The organism is Streptomyces luteoverticillatus (assembly GCF_003970715.1).
GTDB lineage: Bacteria > Actinomycetota > Actinomycetes > Streptomycetales > Streptomycetaceae > Streptomyces > Streptomyces abikoensis.
Window position 1 is genome coordinate 1,725,031 of sequence record NZ_CP034587.1, and the last position, 23,625, is coordinate 1,748,655.

General features: G+C 74.4%; 22 protein-coding genes, 1 pseudogene and 1 riboswitch. Of the genes and pseudogenes, 18 read left to right on the top strand and 5 right to left on the bottom strand.

Translation table 11 applies throughout. The features are described 5' to 3' along the window. Positions 1-7 precede the first annotated feature (7 nt). Positions 8-897: pseudogene (ypfJ, locus tag EKH77_RS07215) on the bottom strand (KPN_02809 family neutral zinc metallopeptidase). A gap of 238 nt (positions 898-1,135) precedes the next feature. Between ypfJ and EKH77_RS07220 the strand changes: the two are divergent. The 15 genes from EKH77_RS07220 to cobC all read left to right on the top strand — a co-directional run bounded on the left by EKH77_RS07220 (position 1,136) and on the right by cobC (position 15,247). Next, positions 1,136-2,734: an ABC-F family ATP-binding cassette domain-containing protein gene (locus EKH77_RS07220; protein ID WP_126913584.1), complete on the top strand. Its 1,599-nt coding sequence runs from the start codon at positions 1,136-1,138 to the stop codon at positions 2,732-2,734. Positions 2,735-3,100: 366 nt separating this feature from the next. Then, positions 3,101-3,322: a helix-turn-helix domain-containing protein gene (locus EKH77_RS07225; protein ID WP_016573902.1), complete on the top strand. Its 222-nt coding sequence runs from the start codon at positions 3,101-3,103 to the stop codon at positions 3,320-3,322. A 116-nt stretch (positions 3,323-3,438) separates the two neighbouring features. Then, entirely contained in the window at positions 3,439-4,230 is a 792-nt protein-coding gene (locus EKH77_RS07230) for an enoyl-CoA hydratase/isomerase family protein (protein WP_126913585.1), read from the top strand. Between the two features lie 124 nt (positions 4,231-4,354). After that, complete coding sequence (locus EKH77_RS07235) at positions 4,355-4,831, top strand: Asp23/Gls24 family envelope stress response protein (RefSeq protein WP_126913586.1); 477 nt, start codon at positions 4,355-4,357, stop codon at positions 4,829-4,831. Positions 4,832-4,841: 10 nt separating this feature from the next. After that, positions 4,842-5,042, top strand: a complete 201-nt coding sequence (locus tag EKH77_RS07240) for a hypothetical protein (RefSeq protein WP_126913587.1) — start codon at positions 4,842-4,844, stop codon at positions 5,040-5,042. A 20-nt stretch (positions 5,043-5,062) separates the two neighbouring features. After that, positions 5,063-5,401: an Asp23/Gls24 family envelope stress response protein gene (locus EKH77_RS07245; protein ID WP_126913588.1), complete on the top strand. Its 339-nt coding sequence runs from the start codon at positions 5,063-5,065 to the stop codon at positions 5,399-5,401. Beyond that, complete coding sequence (locus EKH77_RS07250; RefSeq protein ID WP_126913589.1) at positions 5,398-6,009, top strand: DUF6286 domain-containing protein; 612 nt, start codon at positions 5,398-5,400, stop codon at positions 6,007-6,009. Before EKH77_RS07245 ends, EKH77_RS07250 begins: the two co-directional genes overlap by 4 nt. Before the next feature lie 85 nt (positions 6,010-6,094). Continuing rightward, a complete protein-coding gene (amaP, locus tag EKH77_RS07255) occupies positions 6,095-6,691 on the top strand; it encodes an alkaline shock response membrane anchor protein AmaP (RefSeq protein ID WP_126913590.1) in 597 nt (198 codons plus the stop codon). A gap of 106 nt (positions 6,692-6,797) precedes the next feature. Next, positions 6,798-6,917: riboswitch (cobalamin riboswitch) on the top strand. Between the two features lie 57 nt (positions 6,918-6,974). Further along, on the top strand, positions 6,975-7,937 hold the full coding sequence (locus tag EKH77_RS07260; protein WP_126913591.1) for a cobalamin biosynthesis protein: 963 nt from the start codon (positions 6,975-6,977) through the stop codon (positions 7,935-7,937). Beyond that, positions 7,934-9,544, top strand: a complete 1,611-nt coding sequence (locus tag EKH77_RS07265) for a cobyric acid synthase (protein WP_240667257.1) — start codon at positions 7,934-7,936, stop codon at positions 9,542-9,544. Before EKH77_RS07260 ends, EKH77_RS07265 begins: the two co-directional genes overlap by 4 nt. Beyond that, positions 9,544-11,652, top strand: coding sequence for a putative cobaltochelatase (locus EKH77_RS07270; protein ID WP_126913592.1), 2,109 nt, complete (start codon positions 9,544-9,546; stop codon positions 11,650-11,652). The genes EKH77_RS07265 and EKH77_RS07270 overlap by 1 nt, the downstream gene beginning before the upstream one ends. Continuing rightward, complete coding sequence (cobO, locus tag EKH77_RS07275) at positions 11,652-12,251, top strand: cob(I)yrinic acid a,c-diamide adenosyltransferase (protein ID WP_126913593.1); 600 nt, start codon at positions 11,652-11,654, stop codon at positions 12,249-12,251. Before EKH77_RS07270 ends, cobO begins: the two co-directional genes overlap by 1 nt. Next, positions 12,245-13,651 carry a cobyrinate a,c-diamide synthase gene (locus EKH77_RS07280; RefSeq protein WP_430980976.1) on the top strand — a complete coding sequence of 469 codons (1,407 nt, stop codon included), beginning with the start codon at positions 12,245-12,247 and terminating at the stop codon, positions 13,649-13,651. The genes cobO and EKH77_RS07280 overlap by 7 nt, the downstream gene beginning before the upstream one ends. Next, a complete protein-coding gene (locus EKH77_RS07285; RefSeq protein ID WP_126913595.1) occupies positions 13,648-14,028 on the top strand; it encodes a cobalamin biosynthesis protein in 381 nt (126 codons plus the stop codon). Before EKH77_RS07280 ends, EKH77_RS07285 begins: the two co-directional genes overlap by 4 nt. Before the next feature lie 4 nt (positions 14,029-14,032). Next, positions 14,033-15,247, top strand: coding sequence for an Rv2231c family pyridoxal phosphate-dependent protein CobC (gene cobC / locus EKH77_RS07290; protein ID WP_126913596.1), 1,215 nt, complete (start codon positions 14,033-14,035; stop codon positions 15,245-15,247). A gap of 69 nt (positions 15,248-15,316) precedes the next feature. Here the strand turns inward: cobC and EKH77_RS07295 are convergent, their stop codons facing one another. Further along, positions 15,317-16,315: an SCO1860 family LAETG-anchored protein gene (locus EKH77_RS07295; RefSeq protein WP_240667258.1), complete on the bottom strand. Its 999-nt coding sequence runs from the start codon at positions 16,313-16,315 to the stop codon at positions 15,317-15,319. Between the two features lie 240 nt (positions 16,316-16,555). Next, positions 16,556-17,656, bottom strand: coding sequence for an amidohydrolase family protein (locus tag EKH77_RS07300; RefSeq protein WP_206279823.1), 1,101 nt, complete (start codon positions 17,654-17,656; stop codon positions 16,556-16,558). Between the two features lie 67 nt (positions 17,657-17,723). Between EKH77_RS07300 and EKH77_RS07305 the strand changes: the two genes are divergently transcribed. Together EKH77_RS07305 and EKH77_RS07310 are read left to right on the top strand one after the other, a co-directional pair. After that, positions 17,724-19,004: a sensor histidine kinase gene (locus tag EKH77_RS07305; RefSeq protein WP_126917934.1), complete on the top strand. Its 1,281-nt coding sequence runs from the start codon at positions 17,724-17,726 to the stop codon at positions 19,002-19,004. Continuing rightward, the gene (locus EKH77_RS07310; RefSeq protein ID WP_126913598.1) at positions 19,001-19,669 is read left to right on the top strand and encodes a response regulator transcription factor; all 669 of its coding nucleotides are present in this window, start codon (positions 19,001-19,003) and stop codon (positions 19,667-19,669) included. The genes EKH77_RS07305 and EKH77_RS07310 overlap by 4 nt, the downstream gene beginning before the upstream one ends. Before the next feature lie 134 nt (positions 19,670-19,803). On the opposite strand, the gene EKH77_RS07315 is transcribed toward EKH77_RS07310, so the two are convergent. Further along, positions 19,804-20,964 carry a serine hydrolase domain-containing protein gene (locus EKH77_RS07315; RefSeq protein WP_126913599.1) on the bottom strand — a complete coding sequence of 387 codons (1,161 nt, stop codon included), beginning with the start codon at positions 20,962-20,964 and terminating at the stop codon, positions 19,804-19,806. Between the two features lie 133 nt (positions 20,965-21,097). Between EKH77_RS07315 and EKH77_RS07320 the strand changes: the two genes are divergently transcribed. Then, the gene (locus tag EKH77_RS07320) at positions 21,098-22,273 is read left to right on the top strand and encodes a TerD family protein (RefSeq protein ID WP_126917935.1); all 1,176 of its coding nucleotides are present in this window, start codon (positions 21,098-21,100) and stop codon (positions 22,271-22,273) included. Here the strand turns inward: EKH77_RS07320 and EKH77_RS07325 are convergent. After that, positions 22,221-23,279, bottom strand: coding sequence for an MsnO8 family LLM class oxidoreductase (locus EKH77_RS07325; protein ID WP_126913600.1), 1,059 nt, complete (start codon positions 23,277-23,279; stop codon positions 22,221-22,223). The two genes, EKH77_RS07320 and EKH77_RS07325, sit on opposite strands and share 53 nt — an antisense overlap. Positions 23,280-23,625 lie beyond the last annotated feature (346 nt).

The following is a 23,625-nucleotide window of genomic DNA, read 5'->3' on the forward strand; positions in this document are numbered from 1 at the left end:
GGGGGGATCAGCGGAAGGTGTCGCAGCGGGCCATGTCGCCCGTGGTGTAGCCGGTGGTGAACCACTGCCGGCGCTGGGCGGCCGAGCCGTGGGTCCAGCTCTCGGGGTGACGCGCCCCTGGAACTTCTCCTGGATGCGGTCGTCCCCCACCGCGGCCGCCGCGGAGAGCCCGTCGTCGATGTCGGCCGTGGTCAGCTGCTTGATCAGCGGGCGGCCGGTGGACTTCTCCGGGGTGCTCGTCGCGTGCTTGGCCCAGACCCCGGCGTAGCAGTCGGCCTGGAGCTCGACCTTGACCGAGTTGCTGCCCGCGCCGGTGAGCCGGTCCTGGGCGCGGGAGAGGGTGCCCTGGAGGTTCTGGATGTGGTGCCCGTACTCGTGGGCGACGACGTACGCCTGGGCGAAGGGGCCGCCGCTCGCGCCGAACTTCGTCTTCAGCTCGTCGAAGAAGCCCAGGTCCAGGTAGACCTTGCGGTCGCCGGGGCAGTAGAACGGGCCGACCGCCGAGGTGGCGGCCCCGCAGGCGGTGTTCACCCGGCCGGTGAAGAGCACCGTGGAGGCGGGCGTGTAGGTCAGGGAGTGGCGGGGGAGCTCCTGGCTCCAGAACGACTGGGCGCTGTTGACGATCGCGACGACGCGGCAGTCCTGGCGGGTGTTGGCGTCCTTGCCGGTGCGGCAGGTCCGGGAGACCTGCTGGTCGGTGCTGGGCGAGGGCGTGGTGCCCGGCCCCTGGGAGCTCAGCCCGAGCTCGTTCGGGCCGATGCCGAAGAAGAGGCCCAGGGCCAGCGCGATCAGCCCCACGATGCCACCGCCGATGGTCAGGCCACCGCCCGGGATTCCGCCGCCCCGCTGGTCCTGCACCTGCGAGGTGTCGAGGTCCGCGTCGTCGTCGAACTGCACGTGCCCACCGCCTCTCGGCTCCACCGCTCACCGGTAAGGGCTGTCCACCCCGAGTATCGGCGAATCGCCCCCACGCCGCGCTCTCCGGCTCGTCCGGCGTGGCGGGCGACCCCGCGAATCGGCTTGCGCGCCCCCGTTAGACTGGTCCGTATGGCATTCCTCCTCGCGCATTAGACGGCGTCATAGCGACCGAGTCCGTCCTTCCGCCGTCCATCACCGCACAGGAGTAGAACCCCCCGTGATCACCGCTTCCGGCATCGAGCTGCGCGCCGGCGCACGCGTCCTCATCGAGTCCGCCTCGTTCCGCATCGCCAAGGGCGACCGTGTCGGCCTGGTCGGCCGCAACGGCGCGGGCAAGACGACCCTCACCAAGTGCCTCGCCGGTGAGGGCATCCCCGCCGCGGGCACCATCGCCCGCTCCGGCGAGGTCGGCTACCTCCCGCAGGACCCCCGCACCGGCGATCTGGACGTGCTCGCCCGCGACCGCATCCTCTCGGCGCGCGGCCTCGACCTCGTCCTGCGCAAGATGCGGGAGAACGAGGACCGGATGGCGAACGGCAAGGGCGCCACCCGCGAGAAGGCCATGAAGAAGTACGAGCGCCTGGAGACGGAGTTCCTGACCAAGGGCGGTTACGCCGCCGAGGCGGAGGCCGCGACGATCGCCGCCAGCCTCGGTCTGCCGGACCGCATCCTCACCCAGCCGCTGCACACCCTCTCCGGTGGTCAGCGCCGCCGCGTGGAGCTGGCCCGGATCCTCTTCTCGGACGCCGACACCCTGCTCCTGGACGAGCCCACCAACCACCTTGACGCCGACTCGATCGCCTGGCTGCGGGACTACCTCAAGTCCTACCGCGGCGGCTTCATCGTGATCTCCCACGACGTCGACCTCGTCGAGACGGTCGTCAACAAGGTCTTCTACCTGGACGCCAACCGCTCGGTCATCGACGTCTACAACATGGGCTGGAAGCTCTACCAGCAGCAGCGCGAGGCCGACGAGAAGCGCCGCAAGCGCGAGCGGCAGAACGCCGAGAAGAAGGCCGCCGCGCTCAATTCGCAGGCCGACAAGATGCGCGCCAAGGCCACCAAGACCGTGGCCGCGCAGAACATGGCCAAGCGCGCCGAGAGGCTCCTGTCGGGCCTGGACGCGGTGCGCGTCTCCGACAAGGTCGCCAAGCTCCGCTTCCCCGAGCCGGCGCCCTGCGGCAAGACCCCGCTCACCGCCGAGGGCCTGTCCAAGTCCTACGGCTCGCTGGAGATCTTCACCGACGTCGACCTGGCCATCGACAAGGGCTCCCGCGTCGTCATCCTCGGCCTCAACGGCGCCGGCAAGACCACCCTGCTGCGGCTGCTCGCGGGCGCCGAGAAGCCCGACACCGGCCAGGTCACCCCCGGTCACGGGCTGAAGCTTGGCTACTACGCCCAGGAGCACGAGACGCTGGACCCGGACCGCTCGGTCCTGGAGAACATGCGCTCCTCCGCGCCCGACCTCGACCTGGTCGAGGTCCGCAAGGTGCTGGGCTCCTTCCTGTTCTCCGGCGACGACGTCGACAAGCCGGCGGGCGTGCTCTCCGGCGGTGAGAAGACGCGGCTGGCGCTGGCCACGCTCGTCGTCTCCTCCGCCAACGTCCTCCTCCTCGACGAGCCCACCAACAACCTCGACCCGGCCAGCCGCGAGGAGATCCTCGGCGCGCTGCGCACCTACAAGGGCGCCGTGGTGCTGGTGACGCACGACGAGGGCGCCGTGGACGCGCTGGAGCCGGAGCGGATCATCCTGCTCCCGGACGGTGTCGAGGACCTGTGGGGCCCGGACTACGCGGACCTGGTGGCGCTCGCCTGACCGGCCCGGGCCGCTCTTGATCAGTGCGGTCCAGATCATTCGGCCGAGGCGTGATCCACCATCTGTGTGAGGGCGGCTCGTACTTCGTCACCGTCCGTCGCACCGGCGCACGCGCTGTGCGGGATGCCGGGCGCCGTTCGCGCCGCGCGTGCCGGGGCCCTGTCTGACCTGCCGATTCGCCCCGCCACCCGTACGGCCGTACGAGCCGGATCATGTGGAATTGCCTGCTCCAGGGCCTGTCGCGGCCGGAAAACACGGACGTCCGTTCCCTTGGACTTCTTATGGACCTTGCCGAATGGGTGGCCAGGAGGCCGCCTAGGGGTGATCATGAGAGACAAGAGGCGCATCTCCCATGAGGAGGCACGGGTGGCCGAGACTCTGAAGAAGGGCAGCCGGGTGACCGGCGCCGCGCGCGAAAAGCTCGCGGCAGACCTGAAGAAGAAGTACGACTCCGGTGCGAGCATCAGGGCGCTGGCCGAAGAGACCGGTCGCTCCTATGGCTTCGTCCACCGGATGCTCAGCGAATCCGGCGTGGTCCTGCGGGGCCGCGGTGGAGCGACGCGCGGCAAGAAGGCCGCCTCGGTCTGACGCCGCGCACCTTGTGAGAACAGCGGTCAGGACAGTCCCACCCGGTCGGCCGACCGGCCGTCCGGGTGGTTACTGTGCAGTCAACCAATGTGACTGCGGGCAATTCGGAGGCCCCCATGACTGCCAGCGACACCTTGTTCGACCAGGACGGCGTACGGCTCAGCGTCGATGACGCGGTGGCCACCGTCACCCTCACCAACCCCGCCAAGCGCAACGCTCAGTCGCCCGCGCTCTGGCGGGCGCTGACCGAGGCGGGACGGCGGCTGCCGGGCACCGTGCGGATCGTGGTGCTCCAGGGCGAGGGCAAGTCCTTCTCCGCCGGCCTCGACCGGCAGGCGTTCACGCCCGAGGGCTTCGACGGCGAGCCGTCCTTCCTGGATCTGGCACGCGGCGGCGACGAGGCGCTGGACGCCGAGATCGCCGCGTACCAGGAGGCGTTCACCTGGTGGCGGCGCGCCGACGTCGTCTCCATAGCCGCCGTCCAGGGCCATGCCATCGGCGCGGGCTTCCAGTTGGCCCTCGCCTGCGACCTGCGCGTCTGTGCCGAGGACGCGCAGTTCGCCATGCGCGAGACCAGCCTGGGCCTGGTGCCCGACCTGACGGGCACTCATCCGCTGGTGTCGCTGGTGGGCTACGCCCGGGCGCTGGAGATCTGCGCCACGGGCCGCTTCGTCCACGCCGCCGAGGCCGAGCGCATCGGCCTGGCCAATGTGGTCGTCCCCCTCGCGGAGCTCCCCGCCGCCACCGCCGACCTCACGGCCGCCCTGCTGGCGGCCCCGCGCGACGCGGTCGTCGAGACCAAGGCCCTGCTGCGCGGCGCGCTCGGCCGTACGTACGAGGAGCAGCGCGTCGCGGAGCGCGCGGCGCAGGCGCGCCGGCTGCGCGACCTCGCGGGCCTCGGGGAGTGACGACGCGCGCCTCGCGCACCCCGTCCCGCTGACCGGCGGCGACCCGGACTCGCCCACCGTCACCCGAGCGGGACGCGGCGACCCCGCCTATGGTGGCTAGTGACGGGAAGAGAGGCGAGCGCCGATGACCGACACATCGAGTCAGCCCCACCAGACCGGTCAGAAGTCCGGACCCGCCCCGAGCCGGCACCTCGGCCCGGGCAGGGAGCTGCCCGCTCCCGCCGAGCGGGGCCGCACCACCATCGCCGACGGCGTCGTGGAGAAGATCGCCGGGCTCGCGGCCCGCGACGTGGTCGGCGTCCACGCCCTGGGCAGCGGACTGTCCCGCACCTTCGGGGCCGTCCGCGACCGGGTGCCCGGCGGACGGTCCGTCGCCCGGGGGGTGAAGGCGGAGGTCGGCGAGGTCCAGACGGCCCTCGATCTGGAGATCGTCGTGGTGTACGGCGTCGCCATCGCGGATGTCGCCCACGCGGTGCGGGAAAACGTCATCTCGGCGGTGGAACGGATGGCGGGCCTGGAGGTCGTCGAGGTCAACATCGCCGTGACCGACGTCAAGCTGCCGGACGAGGAAGAGGAAGAGCCGGAGCCCAGGCTCCAGTGAGGAGCGCGTGATGAGCATGGCCGTGGCCGGCATGATCGCCGGCATGGCTCTCGGATTCGCCGGCTACTTCGGGGGGTTCGGCGCCTTTCTGCTGGTCGCGGCGCTGGGCATCGTGGGCTTCGTGGGCGGGCGGCTCCTGGACGGCGATGTGGAGCCGGGCGAGTTCTCCCGGTTGCTGCGTCCGCGCGACCGCGACCGGCGCGGGAGGTAGGGCGTGGGGGAGGACGCGCGGTGGTGCCCGCCGAGCGCGGGGCCACCCGGATCGCCGACCGTGTCGTCGCGAAGATCGCCTCCAGGGCGGCCCTGGAGGCGCTGGGCGCCACGGCCCCCGCCGAGGACCACGCGCCCCCGCGCGCCAGCGTCGTCGTCCATGACGGCTCCGCCCGGGTGCGGGTCCTCGTGGAGCTGGACTACCCCGCCGACATCGGCGCCCGCTGCCGCGCCGTGCGCGAGCGGATCGCCCAGCGCGTCGGGGAACTGACGGGCATGGAGGTGCCCGAGGTGCTGATCACGGTAGAGCGGCTGCACTCCGCGCACACCGGCCGGCTGTCGGGGGTGCGGGTGCGATGAGCGGTCCCGTGTCACTGGAGAAGACGGCCGGGGCTCCCCCGGTCGTCGCGGGCGGTCGTGTCCCCCGCTTCCGGTCCCCGCGCAGGCTGCCCGCCGCGCTGGTCGCGGCGGTGACCCTGACCGTCGCCGGGTTCTTCCTCTACGACGTCGCCGCCGTCCGCGCCGGCCGCCCCGCCATGGCCTGGCGCCGGCGCCTCGCCCATGAGCTGGCGACCCGTCACCTCGGCGACGGGCTGGTGGTCGCCGGCGCGGTGGTGGTCGTTCTCGCCGGCTGCTGGCTGCTCGTCCTCGCCCTCACCCCGGGCCTGCGCGGAGTGCTGCCGATGCGCCGCGCGGACGGCACAGGCGACGACGGGGTCCGGGCCGGGCTGGAGCGCGGGGCGGCGGCCCTGATGCTGCGCGACCGGGTGATGGAGGTCTCCGGTGTCCAGGCCGTCCGCGTCGACGTGGGCCGGCGTGTGGTCCGCGCCCGGGCCCGCTCCCACTTCCGGGACCTGGACGAGGTGCGGACGGATGTGAACACCGTACTGGCGGAGGGCGTCCGGGAGTTGGGGCTCGCCCGGGAGCCGTCCCTGTCCGTGCACGTACGACGCCCGGCGAAGAGGTGACCGGGGTGGGGTGGTTCGAGCGGTGCCCGGGGCGGTCCTCACGGTGCCCGGGGTCGTTTTCACAGTGCTCGGGGCGGTTCTCGCGATGCTGAGGACCGTCAACCGGCTGCTGACCGGGCTCGCCGGGGCGCTGCTGGTGGCGCTCGGCGCCGCCGTGCTGATCGGCGCGCTGGACCTGCCGCGCCGCTGGGGCTTCGAGCTGCCGTCGGCCTGGCCGTTCGCCGGCCCGGACGACGTGCTGCTGCCCGGCACGGACCTGCGGAGGTGGCGCGCCAGGGGCTGGTGGTGGCCGGTGGTCATCGCCGCCCTGGCCGTCGTCGTCCTGCTGTCCGCGTGGTGGCTCGCGGCCCAGGCTCGCAGGGGCCGGCTGCGCGAGGTGGTGGTCCACAGCGGCGGCGGAGAGGTGGCGTCGGTGCGGGGGCGGGCGCTGGAGGAGGTGATGGAGGCGGAGGCCGAGGAGCTGCCGGGGGTGGAACGGGCGGCCGTCGCGCTGTCGGGACGACGGACGGCGCCCCGGGCACGGATCGTCCTGACACTGGGGGCGCGCGGGGCACCGGGGGTGGCGTTGGCGCGACTGTGCGAGGAAGTCCTGCGCCACGCGCGGATGTCGGCCGGGCTGACGCGCCTCCCGGCGGAGGTGCGGCTGCGGGCCGTGCGGCACCGGGCGGAACGGGTGGGGTGACGGGGCGCCGCCCCTCCCCCGTGGCGACGGCCGGGGCGCAGGTCAGGGCGAGTTGACGCCCCTTCCCGCCGCGTGGTGGACTTCCGGAGCCAAACGGCGACAGCAGAGGAAGCCGGTGCGAATCCGGCGCGGTCCCGCCACTGTCACCGGGGAGTGTCCCCCCATTCGATGGCCACGGCGCGAGCCGGAAGGCCGGGGGCGGCGCGGATCCGGGAGCCAGGAGACTCTGGTCGCCGTCACGTCGAGCCAGGGCGCGGACCCTGAGTGAGGACACCGCTTCGCCATGCCCGGCCGCGATCGCTTCTCCTTCGCGTACGGCGCCGCCCTCGGCTTCGCCTGCGATCTGCTCCTCGGCGACCCCCGCCGCGGCCATCCCGTCGCCGCGTTCGGACGGGCCGCGCAGTCCATCGAGCGCCGGCTGTGGCGCGACCACCGGGGCTACGGCACGCTCCACACCCTGGTCTGCGCCGGAGGCGCGGTCGCCGGGGCCGGGCTGCTGGCCCGCGCCGCGCGACGCCACCGCGCGGCCGAGATCGCGCTGACCGCCGCCGCCACGTGGTCCGTCCTGGGCGGCACGTCCCTGGGCCGGGAGGCCCGGGCCATCGGCGGCGCGCTGGCCGCCGGGGACGTGGAGGTCGCCCGGGAGCGGCTGCCGCACCTGTGCGGCCGCGACCCGCAGGCGCTGGACGCGCAAGCGATCGCCCGGGCCGTGGTGGAGTCCGTCGCCGAGAACACCTCCGACGCCGTCGTGGGCGCCCTCGTCTGGGGCGCCCTGGGGGGCGTGCCCGGACTCGTGGGCTTCCGGGCGGTCAACACCCTGGACGCCATGGTGGGTCACAAGTCGCCCCGGCTCCGGCGGTTCGGCTGGGCGTCGGCCCGGCTCGACGACGTCGTCGGCTGGCCGGGCGCCCGGCTGACCGCCGCGCTCACGGTCCTCGCCGGGCCCGACCCGCGCGGCGCGCTGCGCGTGGCCCGGCGCGACGCCTCCCGCCACCCCAGCCCCAACGCCGGGCCGGTCGAGGCCGCCTTCGCCGGGGCCCTGGGCGTGCGGCTGGGCGGCACCCTCGCCTACGCGGGACGCGTCGAGCACCGCCCGGTGCTGGGCGAGGAGAACCGTCCGGTGCGGACGGCGGACATCGAGCGCGCGGTCCGGCTCTCGCGCCGGGTGTCGCTGCTGGCCCTGGGGGCGGCGGTTTCGGCTCGTACGGTGGGCAGCCTGTTCAGGAACGCGGGGAGGAATCGGTGACAGTCTCGGTGACAGCCGACAGGAGCGGGCGCACGGGCCCGCCGGGCGGGGGCCTGCTGGTGGCCGGGACCACCTCGGACGCGGGCAAGAGCGTGGTCACGGCCGGCATCTGCCGCTGGCTGGTCCGCAAGGGGGTCAAGGTCGCGCCGTTCAAGGCGCAGAACATGTCCCTCAACTCGTTCGTGACGCGCGACGGCGCGGAGATAGGGCGCGCGCAGGCCATGCAGGCCGCCGCCGCCCGCGTCGAGCCGAGCGCGCTCATGAACCCGGTGCTGCTCAAGCCCGGCGGCGACCGCAGCAGCCAGGTCGTCCTCATGGGCAAGCCGGTGGGCGAGCTCAGCGCCCGGGGCTACCACGCGGGGCGCCAGGAGCAGTTGTTCGGCACGGTGACGGAGTGCCTGGCCGAGCTGCGGCGCACCCACGACGCCGTGATCTGCGAGGGCGCCGGCAGCCCCGCCGAGATCAACCTGCGCCGCTCCGACATCGTCAACATGGGCATCGCCCGCGCCGCGCGCCTGCCCGTGGTCGTCGTCGGCGACATCGACCGGGGCGGTGTCTTCGCCTCCTTCTTCGGTACGACAGCGCTGCTCTCCCCCGAGGACCAGGAGCTGATAGCGGGTTACGTGGTCAACAAGTTCCGGGGCGACGTGAGCCTGCTGGAGCCGGGCCTGGAGATGCTGCGCGACCTGACGGGCCGGCGGACGTTCGGCGTGCTGCCGTTCGCCCACGGCCTGGGCATCGACGAGGAGGACGGCCTGCGCGTGTCCCTGCGCGGCGCGGTCCGCGAGTCCGTGGTCGCCCCGCCGCACGGCGCGGACGTCCTGCGGGTCGCCGTGTGCGCGGTGCCGCTGATGTCGAACTTCACGGACGTCGACGCGCTGGCCGCCGAACCGGGCGTCGTCGTGCGGTTCGTGGACCGCCCCGAGGAGCTCGCCGACGCCGACCTGGTCGTCGTACCGGGCACGCGCGGCACGGTACGGGCGCTCGCGTGGCTGCGCGAACGCGGGCTCGCCGACGCGCTCGCGCGGCGGGCGGCGGAGGGCCGCCCGGTGCTGGGCATCTGCGGCGGCTACCAGCTGCTGGGCGAGCGCATCGACGACGACGTCGAGTCGAGGGCCGGCACGGTCGAGGGCCTGGGCCTGCTGCCGGTGCGCGTGCGGTTCGCGGTGGAGAAGACCCTGACCCGCCCGGTCGGCGAGGCCCTGGGCGAGCACGTGGAGGGCTACGAGATCCACCACGGGGTGGCCGAGGTGCTGGGCGGGGACGAGGCGTTCATCTCTGATGACCAAGGACACAGCCTCGACGGCTGCCGGGTGGGCGCGGTGTGGGGCACGCACTGGCACGGCTCGCTGGAGAGCGACGGCTTCCGCCGGGCGTTCCTGCGCCGGGTCGCGGCAGCGGCGGGACGGGCGTTCGTCCCCGCGCCCGACACGTCGTTCGGGGCGCTGCGGGAGGAACAACTCGACCGGCTGGGCGACCTCGTCGAGGAGCACGCGGACACGGACGCGCTGCTGCGCCTGATCGAGGACGGGGTGCCGGGCGGACTGCCGTTCATACCGCCCGGGGCGCCGCCACTGACCCGTTCCCTCCAGGGAGGCAACCGCTGATGTCCTCGTCCACCTATCCGTTCACCGCGATCGTCGGCATGGACGACATGCGGCTGGGCCTCCTGCTCAACGCGATCTCGCCGTCGATCGGCGGTGTCCTCGTGCGCGGCGAGAAGGGCACCGCGAAGACCACCACCGTCCGGGCCCTGGCGGTGCTGCTGCCCGAGGTCGTGACCGTCACGGGCTGCCGGTTCTCCTGCGACCCGGCGGCCCCGGACCCGCACTGCCCGGACGGTCCCCACACGGGCGGCGACTGTGCCGTGCGCCCCGCGCGGATGGTCGAGCTGCCCGTCGGCGCGTCCGAGGACCGCCTCGTCGGCTCGCTCGACATCGAGCGGGCGCTGGGCGAGGGCGTCAAGGCGTTCGAGCCCGGCCTGCTGGCCGCCGCGCACCGGGGCGTGCTCTACGTCGACGAGGTCAACCTGCTGGGCGACCACCTCGTGGACAGCCTGCTGGACGCGGCGGCGACCGGTGTCTCCTCCGTCGAGCGCGAGGGCGTCTCCGTGCGCCACGCCTCCCGCTTCCTCCTCGTGGGCACCATGAACCCCGAGGAGGGCGAGCTGCGGCCGCAGCTCCTCGACCGCTTCGGACTGACCGTCGAGGTCGCGGCCTCGCGCGAGACCGAGGAGCGCGTCGAGGTCGTGCGCCGACGTCTCGCCTTCGACGAGGATCCGGCGGCCTTCGCCGCCAAGTGGGCGCCTGAGGAGGACGCGCTGCGCGAGCGCATCGCGGCCGCGCGGGCGCTGCTGCCGGGCGTACGGCTCGGGGACGGCGCGCTGCGCCGGATCGCGGCGGTGTGCGCGGGGTTCGAGGTGGACGGGATGCGCGCGGACATCGTGACAGCGCGCACCTCCGCCGCACTGGCCGCGTGGGCGGGGCGAACGGATGTCACGACGGCGGACGTACGGCAGGCGGCACTGCTGTCGCTGCCGCACCGGCGCCGCCGGAACCCCTTCGACGCGCCCGGTCTGGACGAGGACAGGCTGGACGAGATCCTCGCCGGGTTCGAGGACGAGGACCCGGAGCCGGAGCCGGACGGTCCTGAGCCGGACGGTGACGGGCCCGAGGGCCCGGAAGGCCCGGATGACGGCCCGGGTGGCGGCCCGGGTGGCGGCCCGGACGGCGGTGGTCAGCCCCCGCAGGACGCGGGCGACGGACCGGCCGCCGCCACCACGGACGACGTACCGCCGCAGCGACAGGAGCCCGGGCACGAGCCCGCCCGGCAGGAGGCATCGGCCGCAGGCGGGCGCGAGGACGGCGGGGAGGCCCCGGCTGTGGCCGCCTCGGAGCCGTTCCGGACGCGACGGTTCACCGTCCCCGGCCTCGGCGAGGGCGCCGACGGGCGCCGCTCGCGCGCGCTCACGGCGCACGGCCGGACGACGGGGGCGCGCCGGCCGCGCGGGGGCACGCTGTCGAAGCTGCACCTCGCCGCGACCGTCCAGGCCGCCGCCCCGCACCAGCGGGCGCGGGGCCGGGGCGGTCCCGGGCTGGTCGTCCGGCGCGACGACCTGCGCGAGGCCGTGCGCGAGGGGCGCGAGGGAAACCTGGTGCTGTTCGTCGTGGACGCCTCCGGCTCCATGGCGGCCCGCAAGCGGATGAGCGCGGTCAAGGGCGCGGTGCTCTCCCTGCTGATGGACGCCTACCAGCGCCGCGACAAGATCGGGATGGTGACGTTCCGGGGCTCCGGCGCGGCGGTGGCGCTGCCGCCGACGTCGTCCGTGGAGGCGGGCGCGGCCCGGCTGGAGAAGCTGCCGACGGGTGGCCGGACGCCGCTGGCGGCGGGCCTGCTCCAGGCCCACGAGGTGCTGCGCGTGGAGCGGATGCGCGATCCGTCGCGCCGTCCGCTGCTGGTCGTCGTGACCGACGGGCGGGCGACGGGCGGCGTGGAGCCGCTGGCGCGCGCCGCGCGCGCGGCCGGGCTGCTCGCGGGCTCGGGCATCGCGTCGGTGGTCGTGGACTGCGAGGCCGGGCCGGTGCGGCTCGGCCTGGCGGGGGAGCTGGGCCGGGCGCTCGGCGGGCCGGTCGTGACCCTCGACGATCTGCGCGCGGAGAATGTCTCCGCGCTGGTACGCACCGTACGGAACACCGACTCACGGAGGGCCGCGTAATGCCCAAGGGACAGCCGACCGTCGTACCCGACGACGGGCTCACCACACGTCAGCGCCGCAACCGGCCGCTGGTCCTCGTCCACACCGGCATCGGCAAGGGCAAGTCGACGGCGGCCTTCGGGCTGGCGCTGCGCGCCTGGAACCAGGGCTGGCCGATCGGGGTGTTCCAGTTCGTGAAGTCCGCGAAGTGGAAGGTCGGCGAGGAGAACGCGCTGCGCGTGCTGGGCGCCTCCGGCGAGGGCGGCACGGTGGACTGGCACAAGATGGGCGAGGGCTGGTCCTGGATCCAGCGCGATTCCGAACTCAGTAATGAGGAGAAGGCGCGCGAGGGCTGGGAACAGGTCAAGCGCGACCTGGCGGCGGAGACGTACCGGCTCTACGTACTGGACGAGTTCGCGTACCCGATGCACTGGGGCTGGATCGACACGGACGAGGTGGTCGAGGTGCTGCGGGACCGCCCCGGCACCCAGCACGTCGTCATCACCGGCCGCAACGCCCCGGAGAAGCTGCTGGAGTTCGCGGATCTGGTGACGGACATGTCCAAGGTCAAGCACCCGATGGACGCCGGCCAGAAGGGCCAGCGGGGCATCGAGTGGTGAGTACGCACGTCCCCCGCCTGGTCATCGCCGCGCCGGCCTCCGGCAGTGGCAAGACCACGGTGGCCACCGGCCTGATGCGGGCCTTCGCGGACGCGGGGCTCGCGGTGTCCCCCCACAAGGTGGGCCCCGACTACATCGACCCGGGCTACCACGCCCTGGCGACCGGCCGCCCGGGCCGCAACCTCGACGCCTACATGTGCGGCCCGGAGCGCGTGGCCCCGCTGTTCCTCCACGGGTCGGCGGGCTGCGACGTGGCGGTCGTCGAGGGCGTCATGGGCCTGTACGACGGCGCGGCCGGGCAGGGAGAACTGGCCTCGACGGCCCATGTGGCGAAGCTCCTGCGGGCGCCGGTGGTACTCGTCGTCGACGCGTCGTCGCAGTCGCGGTCGGTGGCGGCGCTGGTGCACGGCTTCGCCTCCTGGGACCCGGAGGTCCGGGTCGCGGGCGTCATCCTCAACAAGGTCGGCTCGGACCGCCACGAGGCGCTGCTGCGGGAGGCGCTGGAGGAGTCGGGGGTGGCGGTGCTGGGCGCGGTACGACGCGCCGGGCAGGTGCACACGCCGTCCCGCCACCTGGGCCTGATCCCCGTGGCCGAGCGGCGCGCGGACGCGGTGGAGGCGGTGGCGGAATTCGCCGCGCGCGTCCGCGAAGGCTGCGACCTGAAGGCCCTCCTAGCCCTGGCCCACAGCGCCCCACCACTGCCGGAGGAGCCGTGGGACCCCGCAGCCGCGTTGTGGGCAGGCGTTCCGCAGGGCGGAACGGGTGGGCACAACGCGACCACCGGGCCGCACCCGAACGGTGCCCCCGTGATCGCCGTCGCCGGCGGTCCGGCGTTCACGTTCTCGTACGCCGAGCACACGGAGTTGCTCCGAGCCGCGGGCGCGAAGGTCGTCACCTTCGACCCGCTGCGGGACGAATCGCTTCCGGCCGACACGTCGGCCATCGTCATCGGCGGCGGCTTCCCCGAGATGTACGCCGCGGAGCTCTCCGCCAACGAACCCCTGCGCACGGCCGTAGCGGAGCTGGCCCGCTCGGGCGCCCCGATCGCCGCCGAGTGCGCGGGCCTGCTCTACCTGGCCCGCACCCTCGACGGCAAGCCGATGTGCGGCGTCCTCGACGCCGACGCCCGGATGTCGGAGCGGCTCACGCTCGGCTACCGCGACGCCGTCGCGATCGCCGACAACCCGCTGGCCGCCGCGGGCACCCGCGTCCGGGGCCACGAGTTCCACCGCACGGTGATCGAGCCGGCGGCGGGCGCCACCCCCGCGTGGGGGTTCACCCACCCCCGCCGTCAGGTGGAGGGCTTCGTCCAGGGCGGCGTGCACGCCTCCTACCTGCACACCCACTGGGCGGGCGCCCCCGGCACGGCGTCCCGCCTCGTCGCGCGCGCCCGGCGATGAGGGGCGCGCTCCACATCGGCGTCGGCGGCTGCCGGGGCGTGTCCCGCGACGAAGTGGTGTCACTCGTCGAACGGACCATCGAGGAGGCAGGCGCCGGCGGCGCCGCGATCGCCGCCCTCGCGACCATCGACGTCAAGGCGGACGAGCCCGGGCTGCGCGCGGCGGCCCGCCGCCTGGGGGTGCCCCTGACCGCGTACGGCCCCGGCGCCCTCGCCGCCCAGCCCGTGCCCCACCCCTCCGACGCCGCCCGCGCGGCGGTGGGCGTGGCGAGCGTCGCGGAGGCGGCGGCCCTCCTGTCGGCCGGGCCGGGGGCCGTCCTTCTCGTGGGGAAGCGGAAGTCCGCGCGAGCGACGTGCGCGATCGCCTGTACCGTCTGATTTCATGCACATATCGCAATCCGCGCGCGCCGCTCACGCGCCGACCGCCGAGCCCGACCTCCGGCACCACGGGGACGTGGAAGTACGCGGCATGGGCGCCGAGTTGACCGACCTCGCCGTCAATGTGCGGACCGGGACGCCCCCGGAGTGGCTGCGGGAGCGGATCGCGGAGTCCCTGGGCACGCTCGCGGCGTACCCGGACGGGCGGGCCGCCCGGCGGGCCGTCGCCGCGCGGCACGGGCTGCCGGAGGAGCGGGTGCTGCTGACGGCGGGGGCGGCGGAGGCGTTCGTCCTGCTGGCGCGGGCCCTGCCGGTGCGCCGGGCCGTGGTGGTGCACCCGCAGTTCACCGAGCCGGAGGCGGCCCTGCGGGACGCCGGGCACACGGTGGAGCGCGTCGTACTGACCCCGGAGGACGGGTTCCGGCTCGACCCGCGCGCGGTGCCCGGGGACGCGGACCTGGTGGTCGTCGGCAACCCCACCAACCCCACCTCCGTGCTCCACCCGGCCAGTACCCTGGCCCGGCTGGCGCGGCCGGGCCGGATCCTGGTGGTGGACGAGGCGTTCATGGACGCGGTGCCGGTCGAACGGGAGTCGCTGGCCTCCCGCACCGACCTGCCGGGGCTCGTCGTGCTGCGCAGCCTCACCAAGACCTGGGGCCTGGCGGGGCTGCGCGTCGGCTATGTGCTCGCCGCGCCCGACACCGTGGCCATGCTGGAACGGGCCCAGCCGCTGTGGCCGGTCTCGTCACCGGCGCTGGTGGCGGCGGAGGCGTGCAGCGCGCCGCGCGCGATGGCCGAGGCCGCGCTCGCGGCGCATGTGACCGCCGCCGACCGGGCCCATCTGCTGGCCCGGCTCGCGGAGTTCCCGGAGCTGACCGTGCAGGGCCCGGCGGCCGGGCCGTTCGTCCTGGTCCGGCTGCCGGGGGCGGCGGCGGTGCGGTCGCGGCTGCGCGGCCTCGGCTTCGCGGTGCGCCGGGGCGACACGTTCCCGGGGCTGGGCCCGGACTACCTCCGCCTCGCGGTCCGGGACCGCGCGACGTCGGACCGCTTCGTCACGGCCCTGCGGACCGCGCTGGACGACCTGAGCGGCCGGTCCGCCGCGACGGACGGGACGGACGGCCACGGCGCCGACCGCGCCGGATCCGGAGCCGGAACGGCCGGAACGGGCGGTGGCGGGACCGCCGGCAACGGCCTGGCCGAGGCACGGGCGACGCGCTGAGCGCCCCCGGGCGTGCGACCACCCGGCCGTCACCTGATGGTCCGGCTGCCGGTGGTCCGGGCCGCCCGCTCAGCCCTGGCCCTCCTCCCGCCGGCTCTCCTTGCGGCGGCGCGCGGCGATGAGCGCGCCCCCTCCCCCGACGACCAGCAGCCCGGCAGCGGCGGCGAGGTACGGGGTGGCGGAGCCGCCGCCGGTCTCGGCGAGGTCGTGGCCGGCCGGTTCGGTGGTCCGTTCGGCGGACGCCTGCTTCGCCTCCGTGCCGGTGCCGGTCTTCGCGGGCGCGCCCGGGCCGTCGTCCTTGGGCTTCACCGGGTCGGAGGGCCGGTCCGCCGGGGACTCGCAGGAGGCCCGTACCAGCGTCACCTTGCCCACCACCTTGGCCACGCCCAGCGCCAGCGGGTCGACGGACACGTCGAGGTCGAGCGCGGTGGCGGCGGCGGTGCGGGAGGTGGTGACGGTCTTCGACAGGTCCAGCCGCACGTCGCCCACCCCCGGCACGGTCACCTTGGTCGGGCCGTTCGGCGTGAGCGTGACCTTCTTGCCGAGCACGGAGACCGAGCCCAACAGGTTGGCGGTGGCCTTCGGCTTCGCGCCCGCCTCGCAGACGGCCTCGGAGGTGACCTGCTGGATCTCGATGAGCGAGCGCAGGGGCAGGCCGGGCAGATGCACCTTGGCGTGGACGAGATTGGCGTAGCCCTTGGCGGCCCGGCGGTCGGCCGTGGCGCGGGAGGTGGCGGCCTCGGCGCGCAGGATGTCGACGGCCTTGCCGCCCTCGATGCCGTCGAGGGTGACGGTGAGCGCGGTCTTCGAGGCGTCGGCGGGCGCGTGGACGTCGTTGAGGGCGGCCTCGACGGGGACGTGCGCGGCCTTGCCGAGCACGGAGACGTCGAGCCCGGTCCGCAGGACGGTCGCGTCGGCCCGGCCGGTCCCGGAGCCGGATCCGGCGTCGGTGGCGCTCGCGGGCACGGACGCGGCGCCCAGGGTGAGCGCGGTCGCGGTGACCGTCGCGGCCAGGGCGGCGAACCGGTGCGCGGGCATGCCGAAGGAAGAGCTGGTGGTGCTGAACACGTGTGTGGAACCCCCACGGGAGAAAGGAGCCGCCGGCGCGCCAATGGGGGACATCGCGCGCTGACGGCTTGACTCCGCAATGTTCGGGGCCGTGAGGGTGAACGGGCGGCGCTCTACCGCCAGTTCACTCCAAAGGGTGGGTTTCGCGCTCGTATTCGAGCCAACGGCCGCAGGGGTACCGCACGGCACACCAAGCCCAGGCTCGGCCCACCCGATCAGCCCACAGGTCGGCTCACCGGCTCAGGCCACCACGCGCCCCCGCAGCACCACCCTGCTCGGCGCGCCGAGCACCCGTACGTCCGCGCGCGGGTCGGCGTCGTAGACGACGAGGTCCGCCGGGGCGCCCTCCTCCAGGCCCGGCCGTCCCAGCCACGCCCGTGCCCCCCACGTGGCCGCCGACAGCGCGGCCGCCGCCGGGATGCCCGCCTTGACCAGTTCCTCGACCTCCTGCCCGACCAGGCCGTGCGGCAGCGAACCTCCCGCGTCGGTGCCGACGTAGACGGGGATTCCCGCGTCGTAAGCGGCGCCCACGGTCGCGTAGCGGCGCGCGTGCAGCCGGCGCATGTGGTCCGCCCAGCGCGGGAACTTGCCCTCGCCGCCGTCGGCGAGCCGGGGGAAGGTGGCGATGTTGACCAGCGTCGGGACGATGGCCACGCCCCGCTCGGCGAAGAGCGGGATCGTCTCCTCGGTGAGCCCCGTGGCGTGCTCGATACAGTCGATCCCCGCCTCCACGAGCGGGGCGAGGGTCTCCTCGGCGAAGCAGTGGGCCGTGACCCGGGCGCCCAGCCGGTGGGCCTCGGCGATGGCGGCCTCGACCGCGCCGCGCGGCCAGCAGGCGCCCAGGTCGCCCGTCTCCCGGTCGATCCAGTCGCCCACCAGCTTCACCCAGCCGTCCCCGCGCCGCGCCTCGCGCGCCACATAGGCCACCAGGTCCTCGGGCTCGATCTCATGCGCGTAGTTGCGGATGTAACGGCGGGTGCGGGCGATGTGCCGGCCCGCGCGGATGACGCGCGGCAGGTCCTCGCGCTCGTCGATCCAGCGGGTGTCCGACGGCGAGCCGGCGTCGCGCAGCAGCAGCGCGCCCGCGTGGCGCTCGGTCAGGGCCTGCTTCTCGGTCGTCGCCTCGTCGACCGCGCCGTGCGCGTCGAGCCCCACGTGGCAGTGGGCGTCCACCAGACCGGGGAGCACCCACCCCTCGACGGTGGTGACGTCCCGCGCCCCGGCCGGCCGGTCGAAGGTGATCCGCCCGCCCACCACCCACAGCTCGTCGCGCACCCCGTCCAGCGGGTCCGGTCCGACGAGTATCCGTCCCTTGATGTGCAGCACCGCGCCGTCGTCCATGCAGGCACTGTACGAGGTAGGGGCGCACCAAAGCCCCGTCCCCCAAGTGATCTACCCTGTGCGCGTGATGGTGACGGCCGCGCTCCGGCGCCCGATGAGCGCGGCACTGGGCCGACGTGCCCGGTTACGGTGGGTGCATCTGCTGCTCGGCGGCGCCCTGTCGATGCCGTTCTATCTGCTGACGAACACACTCGTGTCGCTGTTCCGGCCGGACGGCAACATCCTCTTCTCCTCCTCCCTCGTCCGGCAGTTCGGCGTGCTCTTCCTCGCGCTCGGCCCGGTGGCCGTCACGGCGCTGCATCCGCTCGTCCGGCCATTCGAGGGCGAGGCGGCCCGGGTTCTGTGCGGGGTGCCCCGGGAGGAGCTGGCCCTGGAGCCGGGCCGGTCGTGGGCCGCCCGGGGCCGGACGGCCGCGTGGTGCGCGCTGCACCTGGCGGCGGGAGCCGTCGTGAGCGGGATGTCGCTGGCCACGCCGCCGGCGGCGCTGTACCTGATCGTCCTGCCCTTCCTGGACGGGCCGGGCAAGCTCGCCGAGGTCGCCTGGCTGCGCGTCTTCACCGGGCCGGGCGTGCTGCTCGCGCCCGTGGCCGGGTGCGCGCTGCTGGCGCTGGTCGCCGGCACGTCCTGGGCGGCGGGCTCGCTGCTGGCGCGCTGGGCGCCCGTCCTGCTGGGCCCCACGCCGGCGGACCGGCTCGCGGCGGCCGAGGAGCACGCCCACCGGCTGGCCCTGCGCAACCGGCTGGCGCGCGAACTCCACGACTCGGTCGGGCACGCGCTGAGCGCGGTGAGCCTCCAGGCGAGCGCCGCGCGCCGGGTCCTGGACCACGACCCCGAGTTCGCCCGGCAGGCCCTGGCCGCGATCGAGGAGGCCGCGCGCGAGGCGGTCGGCGAACTCGACGCGGTGCTGGGACTGCTGCGCGAGGACGGCTCCTCCCCCACCGCCCCGGCGCCCACCCTGGCCGACGTCGGCGGCCTGCTGGAACGTACCCGCGCGGCGGGCGGCACGGTCGAGTGCGCCCTGCCGCCCGGCGGCCTGGAGAAGATCCCCCCGGTGCCCTCCCGCGAGGCCTACCGGATCGTGCAGGAAGGTCTCGGCAACGCCCTGCGGCACGCGGGCGGCGTGCCCGTGCGGCTGCGCGTCGCCGTGCACGACGACACCTTGGAGATCCTTGTGGAGAACCCCGTGAAACCCGGTGTCCGGGCCGGTGTCCCCCGTCCCGGCGGCGGCCGCGGCCTCACCGGCATCGCCGAGCGCGCCCGGCTGCTGCGCGGCACCAGCGAGGCCGGCGAACACGACGGCGTATGGCGCCTTTCGGCCCGGCTGCCGCTGCGGGGTGAGGCGCGATGACGACGACCGAGCCGATACGTGTCGTCCTCGCGGACGACGAACACCTCGTCCGCACCGCCCTGCGGGCCATCCTCGGCGCCGAGCCGGGCGTCGAGGTCGTCGGCGAGGCGACCACGGGCTCCGAAGCGGTGTCGGTGGTGCGCGCGCTGCGGCCCGACGTCGTACTGATGGACGTCCGGATGCCCGAGGTCGACGGCATCCGCGCCACCGAGCGGATCCTGGCCGGGACGGACGACCCGCCGCGCGTCATCGTCGTCACCACCTTCGAGAACGACGCCTACGTCTACGACGCGCTGCGCGCCGGGGCGTCCGGCTTCCTCCTCAAACGCGCGGGCGCCGACGAACTCGTCCAGGCCGTGAAGCTCGTGGCGCGCAGCGACTCGCTGCTCTTCCCCGCCGCCGTACGCGCCCTGGCCGCCGCCCACGCGGCGCCCCGGAGCGACGACAGGGCGGCGGCGCTGCGGGAGCAGCTGTCCGAGCGTGAGGCGGAGGTGCTGCGGCTGCTGGCCACCGGCCTGTCCAACGCGGAGATCGCCGCGCGGATGGTGCTGGGGCCCGCCACGGTCAAGACGCACGTGGCGGGCGTTCTCGCCAAGCTCGGCGTACGGGACCGTACGCAGGCGGTCATCGCCGCCTACGAATGCGGCTTCGTCAGCCCCGGCTGACGGTCCCGCGCCTTCGGCGCGGGATTCGCCCACCCGCCCGCCCGATTGCCCGGAAACGGATCGCTCGGCCAGGGGGCTGGGGTGACGTAAGGGCCCGTCCGCCCCACCCCGCCCCCGACCCACGACACAACGCGTCAGCCGCGGACGACGCAGTCGCGCACCACCTTCGCCAGCACCCCCGCCTCCGGCGCCGCACCCCCCGGGTACGCGAAGCGGCGGCGGTTGTAGCCGAAGGCCAGACCGACGCTCGGGTCGGCAAAGGCCTGCGACCCCGCCGCACCGCCGTGCCCGAAGGAACGCGCCCCCAGGAAGGGATAGTCCACGCTCGTCGCGGCGAAGCCCAGACCGAACGCGTGCGTCATGCCGCCCAGCGCCAGGTCGGGCCCGAAGGAGTGGACCTCCGCGAAACGGGCGGCCGTCTCCGGCGTGAGCAGCGGCGCCTTCCCGTCGACCTCACTGATCGCCGCCGCGTACATCCCGGCCAGCCCCCGCGCGGAGGCCACACCACCGGCGGAGGCCTGCCCCCCGGCCCGCACCTCGCGGAAGTTGGGCATGGACTGGATGCCGTTCGCGAACTGCGGGTCACCGGCGTTGAAGGCTATGCCCTGGAGGCTGTCGGGCCCGACGACGCCCTGCGCCAACTCCCGCTTCTGCTCGGGGGTCGGATCCATCGGCTGGGTGGAGAGCCAGCGGTGCTCCTGCTCCTCGGGCAGGCCGAGGTAGAAGTCCAGGCCGTACGGGGCGCGGATCCGGGCCTCGTACACCTCCTGGAGCGTCTGCCCCGTGGCCCGGCGGACGACCTCGCCGGTCAGGGCGCCGATCACCAGCGCGTGGTAGCCGAAGGCCGTGCCCGGGCGCCAGAACGGGCGCAGGCCCGCCAGCCGCTCGGCGATGAGCCGGTCGTCGGCCAGCTCCTTGAGAGGGAACCCGCCCTCGACGCCCACGACACCCGCGCGGTGGGCCAGCAGGTCGCGCAGGGTGACGTGCTCCTTGCCCGCCGAGCCGAACTCGGGCCAGTAGTGGCGGACTTCCTCGTCCAGGTCCAGCGTGCCGTCCTGGACGAGCAGGGCCACGACGAGGTGCGCCGCGCCCTTGCTGGACGAGAACACGCCGGTGAGCGACTCCCCCGTGATCTCCGGGCCGCCCCACAGGTCCACGACCCGCCGGCCGTCCACATACGCCGCCAGCTGCGCCGAGTGCCCGGCGCGCTCCTGCGCCAGCGTGGCCTCGAACGCCTCGCGCACGGGCTCGAAGCCCTCGGCGACGGTTCCCTGTGCAATGCCATTGCTCGACATGTGCTCCCCCATGATCAAAGTCGATTGACGGGTTGCACAGCCTCCGACCGCGTTCGAATATTCCCGGCCCGATTCGACCCCCGGGTCATGGAACCGCAAAGGGTCATGGCTCGTTACCTCGTACATGACCGCTATGACACCCGGCTCGAACATCCCGCTCTCCGTCACTCGTGTGACGGTGGACGTCACCGCCCCCGTGCGGCTCGACGTTTCGGGCCTGCTGCTCACCGCCGACGGCAAGGTGCGCTCCGACGACGACTTCGTCTTCTACAACCAGCCCAGCGCCCCCGGTGTGACGCACCGCGCCGCCTCCGGCGCCACGCCCGACGCGATCGTCGTCGACACGGCGGCCGTGCCCGCCGGCATCGACAAGATCGTGGTCACCGCGAGCCCGGACGCCCAGGGCGCCACCTTCGCGGGCACCGAGCCGACGGCGACCGTGCGCGGCGCCGACGACAGCGCGGTGATCGCCACGTTCACCCCGCCCCGGCTGAACACGGAGACGGCACTGGTGGTCGTGGAGCTCTACCGGCGCAACGGCGCGTGGAAGCTCCGCGCGGTGGGTCAGGGGTACGCCAACGGTCTGGCGGGCATCGCCACGGACTTCGGCGTGAGCGTGGACGAGCCGTCGGCGCCGGCGCCCGCGCCGACGCCCGTCGCGCCCGCCGTCGCACCCGCCGTGGCGGCCCCCGTCGTGCCGCCGGTCCCGGCCGCCCCGCCCGTCGTCCCCGGGAAGATCAACCTGGACAAGGGCCGGGTGAGCCTCCGGAAGAACGAGACCGTCTCCCTGGTCAAGGGCGGTCAGCCGCTGACCCGTTCGGTCAAGATGGGCCTCGGCTGGGAGCCCGCCTGGAACGGCCGGGCCATCGACCTCGACGCCTCGGTCATCGCCTACGGCCCCGACCGCAACATGATCGACGCCTGCTACTTCGGCCGGCTCCAGATCCTCAACGGCGTCATCCAGCACTCCGGCGACAACCTCACCGGCGAGGGCTCCGGCGACGACGAGACCATCACCGTGCACATGGGCGGCCTGCCGCCCGAGGTGACGGGCCTCGTCTTCACCGTCAGCTCCTTCAACGGCCAGAAGTTCACCGAGGTGGCCAAGGCCTACTGCCGCCTGCTGGACGCCCAGACCGGCGAGGAGCTGGTCCGGTTCGACCTGACCGGCGCCGAGGCCCAGACGGGCGTCCTGATGTGCAAGTTCATCCGCCAGTACTCGGGCGAGTGGGAGATGACGGCCCTGGGCGACTTCGTCAAGGCCAAGACGGTGCGGGATCTGGTGAAGCCGGCGGCGCAGGCGCTGTAGCCCTCGTCGCCGTGGCCAGCCGCCGGTAGGAGTCCAGCAGCGCATCCCGGTCGTACGAACTGGTCGTGACCAGGACCTCGTCGGCGCCGGTGCGGGCCACGAGGGAGTCGAGGGCGGCTGTCACATCGCCCTCGGTGCCGTGGATGTGGCCGCGCAGCGCGGCGTCGTAGAGGCCGCGCTCCCGCTGTGACATCGAGGGGATCAGTTTCCCCTCGATCTCCTCGGCCGGGCGCAGGGGCGGGAACGCCCCGTGCGTCCGTGAGTGGGCCAGGGCCCACGCCTCGGGGACGAGCAGCCGGCGGGCCGCGTCCCTCGTCTCCGCGACGGCCACGTTCCCCGCGACCATCACGTAGGGCTTCTCCCGCCATGCGGAGGGGACGAAGCCCGCCCGGTAGCGCTCGACGGCGGCCGCCATCGCCCCTTCGCCCTTGAGGCCGCCGATGACCAGTGCCGCGCCGGCTCTGGCCGCCACGTCGGCGCCCGCTTCGTTGGCGAGTACGAACAGCGGGGGCCGGAGGCCCTCGGCGGGCAGGGCGTGCACCCCGGGGTACGGGGTAGGTTCTCCCGCGCCCGTGAACCAGCGCGCCAGCTCCGCCAGCCGGTCCTCGAAGTCGCCCATCGCCTCCTTCTCCACACCCAGGGCCCTCCGGATGCCGTCCGTGAAGCCGACCGAGCGGCCGAGGCCCATGTCGATCCGGCCGGGGAAGAGGGAGGCGAGGACGCCGAACTGCTCGGCGACCACGAGGGGGCGGTGGTTGGGCAGCATCACACCGCCGGTGCCGACGCGGATGCGGGAGGTCGCGGCGGCGACGGCGGCTGCGAGGACGGTGGGGGCGGAGCCGGCGACGCCGGGGACGCTGTGGTGTTCCGACACCCAGAAGCGGTGGTAGCCGAGGTCCTCGACCTGCTGGGCGAACGCCACGGTGTCGCGCAGCGCCTTGCTCGGCTCCTCGTGCAGGCGGGTGCGGGAGCGGTCGAGTACGGAGAGCTTGTACGTCACGTACAGGTCAACGCTGGGGGGTGCGCGGGATTCCCGTGGGGCGGTGGTGGGTGGTGGGTGGTGGGTCGGGGGCGGGGTGGGGCGGACGGGCCCTTACGGGGCTGACCTCTTCGCGGCCCCTGCCACTTCGGTGCTGGGTGCCCCGAATTTTGCTCCAGCGGCGAAGAGCTCCTTACGCCCCTACCAGGGCCCGTCCGCCCCACCCCGCCCCCTCACGTCACCCCAGCCAGGCCGGCCCCCTACCCGGGCAATCCGTGCCGGGCAATCGGGCGGGCGGGTGGGCGAAACCCGCGCCGAAGGCGCGGGCACCCCCACGGCGGGCAGCCGGAAAGTCGGCGGACCCCCGCGCGGG